Genomic DNA, 13,049 nt, shown 5'->3' with positions numbered 1-13,049 from the left:
AGGGGGGATCAAGTGAAGAAGACGTCAACGGATGTGTTGCCCGCCGAGGGAGGGCTGGGCGACCAACCGCTGCTCGCTGTCGACAACCTGCACGTGGAGTTCCGTACGCGTGCCGGGGTCGTACGCGCTGTGAACGGCGTGAGCTACACGGTCAGCCCCGGTGAGACGCTCGCGGTGCTGGGCGAGTCGGGTTCGGGCAAGTCCGTGACCGCGCAGGCGATCATGGGCATTCTCGACATGCCGCCGGCGGTCATCCCCAAGGGGGAGATCCGCTTCAAGGGCACCGACCTGCTCAGGCTGTCGGAGGAGGCGCGCACGCAGGTGCGCGGCCAGCGCATCGCGATGATCTTCCAGGACGCGCTCTCCGCGCTCAACCCGGTGTTCACCGTGGGCTGGCAGATCAGCGAGATGTTCCGGGTGCACCGCGGCATGTCCAAGCGCGACGCCATGAAGAAGGCCATCGAGCTGATGGACCGGGTCCGCATCCCGGCCGCCAGGCAGCGCGTGAACGACTATCCGCACCAGTTCTCCGGGGGCATGCGCCAGCGCATCATGATCGCGATGTCGATCGCGCTGGACCCCGAGGTGCTGATCGCGGACGAGCCCACCACGGCGCTCGACGTGACCGTCCAGGCCCAGATCATGGAGCTGCTGGCCGAACTGCAGCGCGAGAGCCAGATGGGCCTGATCCTGATCACGCACGACCTCGGCGTCGTGGCCGACGTGGCCGACAAGATCGCCGTCATGTACGCGGGTCGCATCGTGGAGAAGGCCCCCGTGCACGACATCTACAAGGGCCCCGCGCATCCGTACACGAAGGGCCTGCTGGAGTCGATCCCCCGGGTCGACCTCAAGGGCCAGGACCTGTACGCGATCAAGGGCCTGCCGCCCAACCTGCTCGACCTGCCGTCCGGCTGCGCGTTCCACCCCCGGTGCCCCTACCGGCAGGACGACTGCGTGACCGACGCCCCCCCGCTCCACGAGATCAGCGGCACCCGAGGCAGCGCGTGCCACTACTGGAGGGAGGTCCTCGATGGCGATCGGTGAGCGCATCCTCGAGGTTCGGGACCTGGTCAAGCACTTCCCGCTGACCCAGGGCATCGTCTTCAAGCGGCAGATCGGCGCGATCAAGGCCGTCGACGGCGTGTCGTTCGACCTGCACAAGGGCGAGACGCTGGGCATCGTGGGCGAGTCGGGCTGCGGCAAGTCCACCCTCGCCAAGGTGCTGATGGCGCTGGAGCGGCCGACCTCGGGCTCGGTGCTGATCAACGGCCGTGACATCGGCAGGGCCAAGGGCGGCGAGCTCAAGCGGATGCGCCGCAACATCCAGATGGTGATGCAGGACCCGTACACCTCGCTGAACCCCCGGATGACCGTCGGCGACATCATCGGCGAGCCGTACGAGATCCACAGCGAGGCGGCGCCGCGCGGCGACCGCCGCAAGAAGGTGCAGGAGCTGCTGGAGGTCGTCGGGCTCAACCCCGACCACATCAACCGCTACCCGCACCAGTTCTCCGGTGGACAGCGGCAGCGCATCGGCATCGCCCGAGGGCTGGCGCTCCAGCCGGAGATCATCGTCTGCGACGAGCCGGTGTCGGCCCTGGACGTGTCCATCCAGGCGCAGGTGATCAACCTGCTCGAGCGGCTGCAGAACGAGTTCGACCTGGCGTACATCTTCATCGCCCACGACCTGTCGGTGGTGCGGCACATCTCCGACCGGGTGGGCGTGATGTACCTGGGCAAGTTCGTGGAGCTCGGGAAGGACACCGAGATCTACGACAAGCCCGCGCATCCCTACACGCAGGCGCTGCTCTCGGCGGTGCCGGTGCCCGACCCGGAGGGCCGGGAGCAGCGGGAGCGGATCATCCTGCAGGGCGACCCGCCGTCCCCGGCGAACCCGCCGTCGGGATGCCGGTTCCGTACGCGGTGCTGGAAGGCGCAGGAGATCTGCGCCGAGGAGGAGCCGCTGCTGCAGATCCGTCCGGGTACCGGGCACGAGAGCGCCTGCCACTTCGCGGAGACGCACGACGTGGTGCACGTGGGCTGACGCGCCTGGCGAAGACCCTCCGAGGGAGCCCCCCCGGAGGGTCTTCGCGTTTCTACGTGGTGACGATCAGCGCGGAGCCGTGTCCGAAGAGGCCCTGGTTGGCGGCGAGGCCGACGCGGGCGACGGGCACCTGGCGGTCGTCGGCCTCGCCCCGCAGCTGCATTGTCAGCTCGCAGAGCTGGGCGATCGCCTGGGCCGGGATCGCCTCGCCGAAGGAGGCCAGGCCGCCCGAGGGGTTGACCGGGATCCGGCCGCCGAGCCCCGTCGCCCCGTCGTGCAGCAGCTTGGCCGCCTCCCCGGGCGGGCACAGGCCGACGTCCTCCATCCAGTCCAGTTCCAGGGCCGTCGAGAGGTCGTACACCTCCGCCAGTGAGACGTCCTCAGGTCCCACCCCTGCTTCCTCGTACGCCGCGTGCGCGATCGCCGCCCTGAAGGGCCTCTCAGGGGCCGGTACGGCGGTGCGGGAGTCGGTGGCGAAGTTCGGCAGCTCCAGGATCGTGCTGGGGAAGGTCGGGGTGACGGTGGAGACCGCGGCCAGGCGTACCGGAGCCCGCAGGCCCCGGCGGCGGGCGTAGGACTCCGAGGCCAGGACCACCGCCGCGCCTCCGTCCGAGGTGGCGCAGATGTCCATGAGGCGCAGCGGGTCGGCGACCAGCGGCGAGGCCAGCACCTCCTCGGCGGTGACGGGCTTGCGGTAGCGGGCCATGGGGTTGAGCGAGCCGGCCCGCGAGTTCTTGACCTTGACGGCGGCGAAGTCGGCCGGGGTCGAGCCGTGCACGGCCATGCGCCTGCGGGCGTACAGGGCGAAGTAGGCGGGGTTGGTGGCGCCCAGCAGGCGGAAGCGGAGCCAGTCCGGGTCGTCGGGGCGGTCGCCGCCGACCGGTTTGAAGAAGCCCTTCGGGGTCGAGTCCGCCCCGACCACCAGCGCCACGTCGCACAGCCCCGCGAGGATGCGCGTGCGGGCGATGTCCACGGCCTGGGCGCCGGAGGCGCACGCCGCGTAGCAGGAGGCGATCCTGGCGCCCGACCAGCCCAGCGCCTGCGCGTAGGAGGCGCCCGCGACGAAGCCCGGGTAGCCGTTCCTGATCGTGTCCGCCCCGACCACGAACTCCACGTCGGTCCACGCCACCCCGGCGTCCCGCAGGGCCGCGCGGGCGGCCGCGACGCCGTACTCCAGGAAGGGCCTGCCCCACTTGCCCCACGGATGCATCCCGACGCCCAGCACCACGACGTTCATGAGACCCGCTCCCACATCCACATCAGCGGTCCGTCCGACAGCGGCCCGGAGGTGAGCTCCAGCTCCATGCCGACCTCCAGCTCGTTCACCGTGAGGCCCTTGACCTGCCCGAGCACCACGATCCCCACCTCGTCGAGCTCGACGGCGGCCAGCGTCACCGGCACGTACGGGTCCGCGGCGACATAGGGGGCGGGGGGTGGGTAGCAGGCGTTCGTGTACGACCACACCCGGCCGCGGCGGGGGAGGCGGGTCGTCTCCATCGAGGTGGCGTCGCAGCGGGGGTTGGGGCAGAGGCCGGGACGGGGCGGGAAGGTGACGGTGCCGCAGGTGGCGCAGCTGGTGCCCAGGAGGAAGACGCCGTCCTCGTCGATGGCGAACCAGCCCTCGATCGCTAACGTCATGCCGCCAGTATCGCACAAGCGCTTGCTAGGGTGGCGACCCGCCGACGCCCCTTTGCCCGGACGGGTGCGCGGGTGGCCCGCCGACGTCCCTTCTATCCCTTTGGAGAAGACCCGGGGTTGGGAGGGGGTCGGGGGTGGGGTCAGGGGCGGCGTTTGCGGTGGCGGACGAGGATGCGGGCCGACATCGCCGCGGCCAGCATCACCATGCCCGCCACCACCGGCCCCCGGGAGGCGGGCGGCGGGCCGTCGCCGAAGTACGGGCCGGGGTGGGCGAGGCCGGCGCCGGGCGGGTCCAGGCGGGCGGCCTCCCGCAGGGCGAGCAGGGCGTTGGCCACCCCGTGCCCGTAGGCGGGGCTGTGGCCGTCGGCCGGCTGCAGCCTGGTGCCGAGCTCGATGGCCGTCCGTACGTGGTAGGGCGACATATCGGGATACGCGGACTTGATCAGGGCCGCCACGCCCGCCACCATGGCCGCCGCCGAGCTGGTGCCGTCGCTCACCACGTACGAGTCGCGCGCGTCGGCCGTGACGATCTCCGTGCCCGGCGCGACCACCGACAGGTAGTCCTGCCTGTTGGAGAACGCGGCCACCCTGAGCTCCCGGTCCACCGCCCCCACGGCCATCACCCCGGGATAGGCGGCGGGGAAGTTCTTCCTGTTGGCCGTGCCGCCGTCGTTGCCCGACGAGGCCACCAGCACGGCGCCCCGCGCGATCGCGTACTGGATGGCCTCCTCCTCCGACGGCGAGCCCTCCCACGCGCCGCTGCCGCCGCCCAGCGACATGCTGATCACGCCGGCCCCGTGGTCGACCGCGTACCGGATGCCCTTGGCCAGCGCGTCGCGCCCGCCGGCGCGTTGCTGCTCGCGCAGCGGGTCGCCGTTCTCCAGCGTGACCCGGATGGACAGCACCCTGGCCGCGGGCGCCACCCCGATCACGCCGCCCTTGTGCTCGTCGCCGTGGCCGCGCCCGGCGATCAGGCTGGCCATGGCGGTCCCGTGCCGCCCCCAGAGGCCCTTGGCGGTGCCGGTCAGGTCGGGGCCCTGGATCACGGCGCCCTCCAGGTCGGGGTGGCGGCCGTTCACGCCGGTGTCGAGCACGGCGACGATCACGCCCTCGCCCCTGCTCGACCGCCACGCCTCGGGCAGCCGCATCGCGGCGAGCTGCCACTGTCCCGCCCGGGCGGCCTCGCCCACGTCGTCGGTGGCGCTCGCCGGAACGGTTCCCACCACCAGCGCGGTGACGAGGAAGGCGACGGCGAGCCTGCTCATCGGGTGAGTGTCCGGTGCAACTCGGTGGCGAGCTGCCGCGCCGTGGCGCGCAGCCGGGGTGCGAGGCGGTCACCCGGCTGGTACGGCCGGCCGTCGGCGTACCCGGCGGCGGTCGCCACCACGTAGCGCTCGTCGGACCTGAGCACCACCCCGGTGAAGTACTGCCGCTCGCCGAAGCGCTCGGCCGGCCCTCGGGGAAAGGCCACTGGCCGCACGGTCGCGGGCCGTCCCACGCGGTAGTAGTCGCGTCCGGGCGTGTCGAGCACGGCGATGCCCACGGTGGCGACGAACGTCTGCGTGCTGTCGGCGTACGTGGCGCGCAGGGCCACGCGGCAGCCGCGCCGGACGGCGGCGGGCTGGAACGCCGTCCGGCAGGGCGCCTCGGGGGCGACCCCGGCCAGCTCGTACGTGACCCGCGCCCCCGACGGGCTGACCCCGGGCAGGGTCGCGGGGAAGATCTGCGCGACGGGCCACGCGTGCCAGCGCTCTGACACGGGCGGCTCCGGCGCGGGCCAGATCGCGGACATTATGGAGAGCAGCACGATGGACAGCTGGTACACGTCGACCTCTGGAGGGGAGGGGAGGGACGCCCGCGCGTTGCATTCTGACACGCGCCCGCTGATTCTTTCCGACGCTTCGGTAAACAGACCGATACGCGGAGTAATTCCGATCTGTGCGCCTTCGTCCTATGGAGTAGGGGAGAGTCGGACATGCGCGCCAGGTGGGAGCCCCAACCGCTGCGCTGCGTCACCGGAATTGACCGCGATCGCGATCAGCCCCGCCGAGTCCGCGAACGCCACCAGCTCCCCCGGCGGCACCGCCGCGAACGTCTCCCGGTAGGGCAGCGAGATTTGTCGCCGGCCCAGCCAGACCCCCAGCGTGTCGCCCACCCGCACGCCCAGCGCGTGCAGGTCCCCGACCGCGATCGAGAGCTGGGTGTTGCCGTAGCGGTCGACCGAGACGACCTCGCCCTCCACCGAGCCCTCGCGCAGCAGCGTGGTCGGCGCCGGCAGCGTCACCAGCCTGCCGATCGGCACCTCGGGCCCCAGGTCCGCCGGTCTCAGCCCGCCGCACAGCCGCCCCGCGACCGGCGAGAAGACGTCGCGCCCGTGGAAGGTGGGGGAGACCGGCCGCAGGAAGTGCTCCTCGTTGCTGATCGCGTAGGCGGCCTCGGCGCCGCCGCTGGCGTGCACGGCCCACGACAGCAGCCCGTTGTCGGGTCCGATGAACACCCGCCCGCCCGCCTCGACGGCCACCGCCCGCCGGGCGCCGCCCGCGCTGGGATCGACCGCGCCGATATGGATGCCCGCGGGAAGGTACGGAATGGTCTGGGCGAGAATCGCCGCGCCACGCCGTACGTCACCGGAGGGGATCAGGTGGCACACGTCGATCACCCGCGCCTGGGGGGCGATTCCGGCGATCACTCCGTGACACGCCGCCACATAGCCGTCTTCGAGTCCGTAGTCGGTGAGGAGCGTGATTACTGAGGTCACATTTCGTGACTGTACGTCTCTCAATACGTCGTGAACAGCCGCACTTCGCACATTACGATTGGCCACGGGCCGCGTGCGTGCGGAGTCGTCGCGCGCACCTTTCCCGAGGAGGACACCATGGGAGCACCGCTCAGCGGTGACAATGCTGCCCAGGAGACGTCCGGCCAACCCCTCTCAGAACGCGATCTCGAACTCCTCGCCTTCGAACGCCAATGGTGGCGCTACGCGGGCGCGAAGGAGCAGGCCATCAAGGAGAGCTTCGGCTTCTCCGCCACGCGCTACTACCAGTTGCTCGGTGAGCTGATCGACCGGCCGGAGGCGCTGGAGCACGATCCCATGCTGGTCAAGCGGCTGCGCAGGTTACGGTCCACCCGTCAGCGTGACCGCGCCGCCAGGAGACTCGGCATGCGTCCCTGACCGGCTGGGTACGGCAGCCGCGTGAGGAACATCCCTGGAATGAAAGCGATCTTGGACGACCCGGCGGGCGCCGTGATCGGGCTCGACTTCGACGGAACCCTGTCGCCGATCGTGCCCGATCCCGCCGAGGCCGTGATCCATCCGAAGGCGCCGGAGGTGCTGGCCGAGCTCGGCGCCCACGTCCTGGCGGTGGCCATCGTGACCGGCCGGCCACCGGCCACCGCCCTGGAGCTCGGGCCGGGCCTGGCCGACGTGCCCCGGCTGGTCGTGCTCGGGCACTACGGCTTCGAGCGCTGGGAGGCCGGGCAGATCTCCGGGCCCCCGCCGCCTCCGGGCGTGCTCGAGGCAGAGGCCGAGCTGCAGCTGCTGCTCGAGTCGCTGGGCCTGCGAGACGTCACCATCGAGGACAAGGGCCGGGCCGTGGCCGTGCACACCAGGCGCAGCTCCGACCCGGAGGGCGCGCTGGCCAGGCTGCGCGAGCCGCTGGCCGAGCTGGCCGGCAAGCGCGGCCTGGTGGTCGAGCCGGGCCGCTTCGTGCTGGAGCTGCGGCCGCCGGGCATGGACAAGGGGCAGGCGCTCAGCCTGTTCCTGGCGGAGCGGGCCGCCAGGTCCGTCATGTTCGTGGGCGACGATCTCGGCGACCTGGCCGCGTTCGAGGCCGTACGTCTCTCGGGGCTGCCCGGCGTGACCGTGTGCAGCGGCTCCGCGGAGGTCACCGAGCTGGCCGAGCGGGCCGACATCGTGGTGGACGGGCCCGACGGCGTCGTCGCGCTGCTGGAGGAGCTTGTGGCGGCTTTCAGCCGTTCGTGATTGAGCTGCAAGTCGCGCTCCCTAGGGTCGGGCGCATGCACAAGCGACACCTCGCCGCCGTGGCCGTGGCCGCGGCCACCCTCCTCGCGACCTCCCTGCCCGCCCACGCCGCGCCCGCCCAGGCGGTCAAGCTGCGCAAGGGCCTGACCCTGTACATCCCGATCAAGTGGGTGGTCCACCGCTTCGGCGACGATGTCCAGATCGTGACCGGCAAGTGCGGCAAGCCCATGGGCTGGGGGACGCCCGAATGCGACGCCTTCTACGTCCTCGGCCCCTCGTCCATCAAGCGCGGCGCCGAGGGGTTCGGCCCGTACACCGGCAAGCGGCCCTTCTACACGGCGAGCGACGTGCAGCCGTGCCCGTTCAACCGGAAGTGGGGCGAGGCCATCGGCCCGAAGGTCACCAGGGGCCTGCGCCAGGTCGGCGCGGGGCACAAGGCCGCCTACAACGCGTGGAAGTCGGAGTGCGTCAAGTATTCGGGCTCGACCACGAAGGTGCTGCTCCGCTTCACGCAGCGCGAGTGGTACCTGCCGCAGAGCAAGATCCTCATCGTGGACCAGTGGAACACGCCGGGGCTGGCCGACACGCTCAAGCACGCCGACTGGACCTGACCGGGCTCAGATCTCGGCCAGCGCGTCGAGCTGGGCCGCGAGCCACTTCTGCGGGGGCAGGGCGGTGGCCGCGGCGTGCAGCTTGTCGCGCCGCATGCGGCGCTCGTCCTCCGGCATGACGAGCGCGGCGTGCAGCGCGGCGGCGGTGCCGCTGATGTCGTACGGGTTCACCACGAGCGCGTGCGGGCCCAGCTCGGCCGCCGCCCCCGCCTCGCGCGAGAGCACGAGCGCGCACCTCGTGGACAGGATCGGGCCCTCCTTGGCGACCAGGTTCATCCCGTCGCGGATGGGGTTGACCAGCAGCACGTCGGCCATCCGGTACGCGGCCAGCGAACGCGGGTAGTCGTCGTTGACGTTGAGGATCAGCGGGTCCCAGTCCTCGGTGCCGTACTCGTCCTCGATCTCCTGCGCGCAGCGCAGCACCGACGCGGTGTATTCGCGGTATTCGGGCAGGTCGTGCCGGCTCGGGTAGGCGAACGCCAGGTGCACCACCTTGCCGTGCCACTCCGGGTGCGCGGCGAGGAACTCGCGGTAGGCCACCAGGCCGCGCACGATGTTCTTCGACAGCTCGGTGCGGTCGATGCGGACGATCAGCCGGCGGTCGCCCACCTGCTCCCTGAGCGCGGTCATGTGCGATTCGACGTCGGGCTCGACGGCGCGCTCCCACAGCGCGTCGCCGTCCACGCCGAGGCTGTGCACGCCGATGCGGGTGGTCCGGCCCTCGTGGGTGACGCTGCGGCCCACGCGGTCGACCTCCGCGCCCAGCAGCGCCTCACAGCAGTCCATGAACGCCTGCGCCCACCTGTCGGCCAGGAACCCGGCGTGATCGGCCCCCAGGATGCCCTCCAGGACCTCTCCGACCACCTCGTCGGGCAGCAGCGAGAAGTATTCGGGGGGCGCCCACGGGGTGTGGCTGAAGTGGGCGATGCGCAGGTCCGGCCGCTCGGCGCGGAGCATCGCCGGGGTCAGCGTCAGGTGGTAGTCCTGCACCATGACGCGGGCGCCGTGGCCGGCCTCCTCGGCCAGCGCCAGCGCGAACGCGCCGTTGTAGTCGCGGTAGGACTCCCACTCGCGCTCGAACCTCGTGCCGAAGTTGGGCGAGTTGGGGATGTCGTAGAGCAGGTGGTTGACGAACCACAGGGTGGAGTTGGCCACGGCGTTGTAGGCGCGGTGGAAGGTGGCGGGCGGGATGTCGAGCATGCGCACCGGACCCGTGTCGTAGCCGGCGTGGTCGATCCGGCCGCCGGGCACCAGGCGCACGGCGCTGCGGTCGCCGTCGGACAGCGCCGCGCACACCCAGAGCATGCCGTCCTTCCTGGCCACCTCGGACAGTGCCGAAACCAGGCCGCCGCCACCGCGTTTCATGGTCAGCTCGCCGTCGTCCGAGACGGTAAAGGAAACGGGTCCTCTGTTGGAGGCCACCAGGACGCTGTTCATCTACGCTCCCTTCGCCCATAGGATCCCAGCTATGGCGCTAGATGAGCTAACCGAGGAACTCGCCCGCTCGGCCGCAGGAGGAGATCATCGCGCACTTGGCGAGCTCCTGGCGCGGATCGAGCCCGATGTGATGCGACACTGCGCCCGGATCCTCCCCTATCACCAGGATGCCGAGGAAGCCTCGCAGGACACGTTGCTGGCCGTGGCGCGCAACATCGGCCGGTTCGAGGGCCGGGCGCGGTTCAGCACCTGGCTGCACATCGTGACGGCCAACTGCGCGCGCACCACGTACAGGTCGCTCAAACGCCGCGCGGCCGAGCAGACCTCGGACGAGCTGCCCACGCAGAAGCCCGACGTGGCGCGGGTGAGCGTGATCGCGGGCTCGCGGCTCGACCTGCTCGACGCCATGGAGGCGCTGGAGGCCGACAAGCCCGACCTGGCGCAGGCGCTGGTGCTGCGCGACATCGTCCAGCTCGACTACAACGAGGTGGCCGAGCAGCTCGGCATCCCCCTGGGCACCGCCAAGTCGCGCATTCATCAGGCCCGCAAATACGTGCAGGGAGTGCTGGGTGATGATTATCGCTGAGACGCCACGTCTCGCATCTTGAGACGGGTGGCCATTTGGGCCCCATGGACGGGTAGAGTCCATTTCAACAACTGAATATTGCTCATCCAGAGGGGTGGAGGGACCGGCCCTGCGAAGCCCCGGCAACCCTCCCGGTTTGAGACTCGCGACAGGGCGAGGCCGACCGGGACAAGGTGCCAATTCCGGTCTGCGGTCAAGGTGGCCGCAGGCGAAGATGAGGGAAGGCCTCGCTTCATGTCGCTCGACTTTGGTCCTGCTGTCGGTCTGTCCTGCCGTGAGTGCGGCACGCGTTACCCGCTCGGTCCGAGCTTCGCGTGTCTGGAGTGTTTCGGGCCGCTTGAAGCGGCCTATTCCTTCGGTACGGTGACCCGCTCCGACATCGAGTCGGGTCCCGCCAACATCTGGCGTTACCGGTCGCTGCTCCCGGTGCCGGTTGACGTCGCCAGTAAGCCCAATATGAACCCCGGCTGGACCAAACTGGTCAAGGCCGGAAACCTCGGACGCGCACTCGGTCTCAAGAACTTGTACGTGAAGGACGACTCGGGCAACCCCACCCATTCCTTCAAGGACCGGGTCGTCGCCATCGCCGTCGAGGCGGCGCGTAACTTCGGCTTCCACACCCTTTCCTGCTCCTCCACGGGCAACCTCGCGGGCGCGGTCACCGCGGCGGCGGCGCGCGCCGGGCTCGAGGCGTGCGTGTTCATCCCGGCCAACCTCGAAGCGGCCAAGATCGCCATGGCTCGCGTGTTCGGCGGCAAGCTGATCGGGATCGACGGCACCTATGACGAGGTCAACCGGTTCTGCTCCGAGCTGATCGGCGACCCGCTGGGTGACAAGTGGGGGTTCGTCAACGTCAACCTGCGGCCCTACTACGCCGAGGGCTCCAAGACGCTCGCGTACGAGATCGCCGAGCAGCTCGGGTGGCGGTTGCCCGAGCAGATCGTCATCCCCATCGCCTCCGGCTCGCAGCTCACCAAGATCGACAAGGGCTTCCGCGAGCTGGTGCAGCTGGGGCTGGTCGAGGACACGCCGTACAAGATCTTCGGAGCGCAGGCGGCCGGGTGCTCGCCGGTCTCCACCGCGTACAAGGCGGGGCACGACGTCGTGCAGCCGGTCAAGCCCGACACCATCGCCAAGTCGCTGGCCATCGGCAACCCGGCCGACGGGCCGTACGTGCTCGACATCGCCCGGCGCACCGGCGGGGCCGTCGAGGACGTCACGGACGCCGAGATCGTGGCCGCGATCAAGCTCCTGGCCTCGACGGAGGGCGTCTTCGCCGAGACCGCGGGAGGGGTGACCGTGGGCGTGCTGAAGAAGCTCGCCGAGAGCGGGCGGCTCGACCCCGAGGCCGAGACCGTGGTCCTCAACACCGGCGACGGGCTCAAGACGCTCGACGCGATCAGCGACGACGCCCAGCCCACAGCCGTGATCCGGCCCTCCCTCGACGCGTTCCGCGCGACTGTCTGACAACCAGGAAAGGCGAGTTAAACCATGAGCGTTTCGGTGCGGATTCCCACCATTCTGCGCACCTACACCGGGGGCAACGCCGAAGTCAGTGGCGAGGGCGCGACTCTTCGTGACGTGCTTGCCAAGCTCGACTCCGACTACCCGGGGATCGGCGCGAGAATTCTGGATGAATCGGGCAAGATTCGTCGTTTTGTCAACGTTTACGTTGGGGAAGAGGACGTCCGTTTCGCCGACGGGCTCGACACTCCGGCACCTGAGGGCACTCAGATCTCAATCATCCCGGCGGTTGCCGGCGGCTGAGTGCTATAGATCACACGTGTGGAAGGCGCCCCTAGTGGGCGCCTTCTCCATTTCCAGGGCAAATGAAACGCTGAAGCGCCTTCGTTGCGAAGAAATGCGTCGTTTGCAGATTGACTCTGTTGCCAAACCCCGTGCCACAGGTATGGTCGAGGGCGATCGTCTGGCTGATTTTCCCTTAAGTCCGGCGATTACGGGTCTCGCGGAGGAATGGGCGAGATCTGAAAGCCCAGTAAGAGGAGTCGGAAGTGGCGCAGGGCACCGTCAAGTGGTTCAACGCGGACAAGGGCTACGGCTTCATCGCGGTAGACGGTGGTAAGGATGTATTCGTCCATTACTCAGCGATCATGATGGACGGGTACCGATCTCTCGAACAGGGCCAGCGGGTCGAGTTCGAGATCACGCAGGGCCAGAAGGGACCTCAAGCGGAGTCCGTCCGCGCGGTCTGATACACCCCCCTGGTATGCACCGGCGGGGATCGCCCGGCAGCGCAGTCCGTGCGAACCCGCAACCTTTCTTTCGTCGACTCGGTCACGGCGAGCCGCGCGAGGCGGCTCGCCGTGCGTACGGATCCCGCCACCTGCGGTGGCCTGGACGCGGCTCGTCGCAGGTGCGGGGTCCTGCCGCCGGCGATGGACGGCTCCGCCGTACAGGCTGATATGGGGAGGAAAGGCCCGGTAGGAGGCTTCTCGCTTGCACTCGACAGGGTAGAGTGCTAAACAGTTCGTTGGCACTCTGTGCAGCAGAGTGCCAACACTCGGATCGGGACGATGGGGTCTGCCGAAGGAGATGCTGACCCATGCCGTCGCGGGCGTCGGCTCGGTCCACGACAAGCCACCCTGCATCTGGGAGGTCTAGCCTTATGGCAGCCAAGATGATCGCGTTTGACGAGGACGCCCGGCGCGGTCTCGAGCGCGGTATGAACCAGCTCGCCGACGCCGTCAAGGTGACCTTGGGTCCCAAGGGCCGCAACGTCGTGCT

At 69.9% G+C, this 13,049-nt stretch carries 15 protein-coding genes and 1 riboswitch; of the genes, 9 read left to right on the top strand and 6 right to left on the bottom strand.

All coding sequences use genetic code 11. The features are described 5' to 3' along the window. Positions 1-12: 12 nt before the first annotated feature. Both ACWDRB_RS64415 and ACWDRB_RS64410 read left to right on the top strand, forming a co-directional pair. Entirely contained in the window at positions 13-1,047 is a 1,035-nt protein-coding gene (locus ACWDRB_RS64415; protein ID WP_355212752.1) for an ABC transporter ATP-binding protein, read from the top strand. Further along, positions 1,034-2,047 carry an ABC transporter ATP-binding protein gene (locus ACWDRB_RS64410; RefSeq protein ID WP_350742586.1) on the top strand — a complete coding sequence of 338 codons (1,014 nt, stop codon included), beginning with the start codon at positions 1,034-1,036 and terminating at the stop codon, positions 2,045-2,047. Before ACWDRB_RS64415 ends, ACWDRB_RS64410 begins: the two co-directional genes overlap by 14 nt. A gap of 52 nt (positions 2,048-2,099) precedes the next feature. Here ACWDRB_RS64410 and ACWDRB_RS64405 read toward each other — a convergent pair whose 3' ends face one another. The 5 genes from ACWDRB_RS64405 to ACWDRB_RS64385 all read right to left on the bottom strand — a co-directional run bounded on the left by ACWDRB_RS64405 (position 2,100) and on the right by ACWDRB_RS64385 (position 6,443). Continuing rightward, positions 2,100-3,284: a lipid-transfer protein gene (locus ACWDRB_RS64405; protein WP_449912000.1), complete on the bottom strand. Its 1,185-nt coding sequence runs from the start codon at positions 3,282-3,284 to the stop codon at positions 2,100-2,102. Continuing rightward, positions 3,281-3,685 carry a Zn-ribbon domain-containing OB-fold protein gene (locus ACWDRB_RS64400; RefSeq protein ID WP_449911999.1) on the bottom strand — a complete coding sequence of 135 codons (405 nt, stop codon included), beginning with the start codon at positions 3,683-3,685 and terminating at the stop codon, positions 3,281-3,283. Before ACWDRB_RS64400 ends, ACWDRB_RS64405 begins: the two co-directional genes overlap by 4 nt. 140 nt (positions 3,686-3,825) lie before the next feature. Continuing rightward, entirely contained in the window at positions 3,826-4,950 is a 1,125-nt protein-coding gene (locus ACWDRB_RS64395) for a S8 family serine peptidase (RefSeq protein ID WP_449911998.1), read from the bottom strand. Beyond that, a complete protein-coding gene (locus ACWDRB_RS64390; protein WP_355212758.1) occupies positions 4,947-5,561 on the bottom strand; it encodes a hypothetical protein in 615 nt (204 codons plus the stop codon). The genes ACWDRB_RS64395 and ACWDRB_RS64390 overlap by 4 nt, the downstream gene beginning before the upstream one ends. A 75-nt stretch (positions 5,562-5,636) precedes the next feature. After that, positions 5,637-6,443, bottom strand: a complete 807-nt coding sequence (locus ACWDRB_RS64385) for an SAM hydrolase/SAM-dependent halogenase family protein (protein WP_449911997.1) — start codon at positions 6,441-6,443, stop codon at positions 5,637-5,639. Positions 6,444-6,560: 117 nt separating this feature from the next. On the opposite strand from ACWDRB_RS64385, the gene ACWDRB_RS64380 reads away from it, so the two are divergent. The 3 genes from ACWDRB_RS64380 to ACWDRB_RS64370 are packed head-to-tail and all read left to right on the top strand — an operon-like array spanning position 6,561 to position 8,281. After that, a complete protein-coding gene (locus ACWDRB_RS64380; protein ID WP_350742598.1) occupies positions 6,561-6,860 on the top strand; it encodes a DUF3263 domain-containing protein in 300 nt (99 codons plus the stop codon). A gap of 39 nt (positions 6,861-6,899) precedes the next feature. After that, positions 6,900-7,670, top strand: a complete 771-nt coding sequence (gene otsB / locus ACWDRB_RS64375; RefSeq protein WP_350742599.1) for a trehalose-phosphatase — start codon at positions 6,900-6,902, stop codon at positions 7,668-7,670. 35 nt (positions 7,671-7,705) lie between these two features. Continuing rightward, positions 7,706-8,281, top strand: coding sequence for a hypothetical protein (locus tag ACWDRB_RS64370; protein WP_350742601.1), 576 nt, complete (start codon positions 7,706-7,708; stop codon positions 8,279-8,281). Positions 8,282-8,287: 6 nt separating this feature from the next. On the opposite strand, the gene ACWDRB_RS64365 is transcribed toward ACWDRB_RS64370, so the two are convergent. Beyond that, positions 8,288-9,718: an alpha,alpha-trehalose-phosphate synthase (UDP-forming) gene (locus tag ACWDRB_RS64365; RefSeq protein ID WP_355212764.1), complete on the bottom strand. Its 1,431-nt coding sequence runs from the start codon at positions 9,716-9,718 to the stop codon at positions 8,288-8,290. Positions 9,719-9,749: 31 nt separating this feature from the next. On the opposite strand from ACWDRB_RS64365, the gene ACWDRB_RS64360 reads away from it, so the two are divergent. The 4 genes from ACWDRB_RS64360 to ACWDRB_RS64345 all read left to right on the top strand — a co-directional run bounded on the left by ACWDRB_RS64360 (position 9,750) and on the right by ACWDRB_RS64345 (position 12,517). Then, entirely contained in the window at positions 9,750-10,304 is a 555-nt protein-coding gene (locus ACWDRB_RS64360; RefSeq protein ID WP_319719563.1) for an RNA polymerase sigma factor, read from the top strand. Between the two features lie 79 nt (positions 10,305-10,383). Further along, positions 10,384-10,525: riboswitch (SAM riboswitch) on the top strand. 13 nt (positions 10,526-10,538) lie between these two features. Then, the gene (gene thrC, locus ACWDRB_RS64355) at positions 10,539-11,771 is read left to right on the top strand and encodes a threonine synthase (RefSeq protein WP_350742605.1); all 1,233 of its coding nucleotides are present in this window, start codon (positions 10,539-10,541) and stop codon (positions 11,769-11,771) included. A 24-nt stretch (positions 11,772-11,795) separates the two neighbouring features. Then, positions 11,796-12,071, top strand: a complete 276-nt coding sequence (locus ACWDRB_RS64350) for a MoaD/ThiS family protein (RefSeq protein WP_185068974.1) — start codon at positions 11,796-11,798, stop codon at positions 12,069-12,071. A gap of 245 nt (positions 12,072-12,316) precedes the next feature. After that, the gene (locus ACWDRB_RS64345) at positions 12,317-12,517 is read left to right on the top strand and encodes a cold-shock protein (protein WP_068927743.1); all 201 of its coding nucleotides are present in this window, start codon (positions 12,317-12,319) and stop codon (positions 12,515-12,517) included. The last annotated feature ends 532 nt before the right edge of the window (positions 12,518-13,049 follow it).

It is taken from the genome of Nonomuraea sp. NPDC003707 (assembly GCF_053587055.1).
Note: the sequence above shows the minus strand (reverse complement) of the source record. Positions and strands in the feature narration are given on the sequence as shown.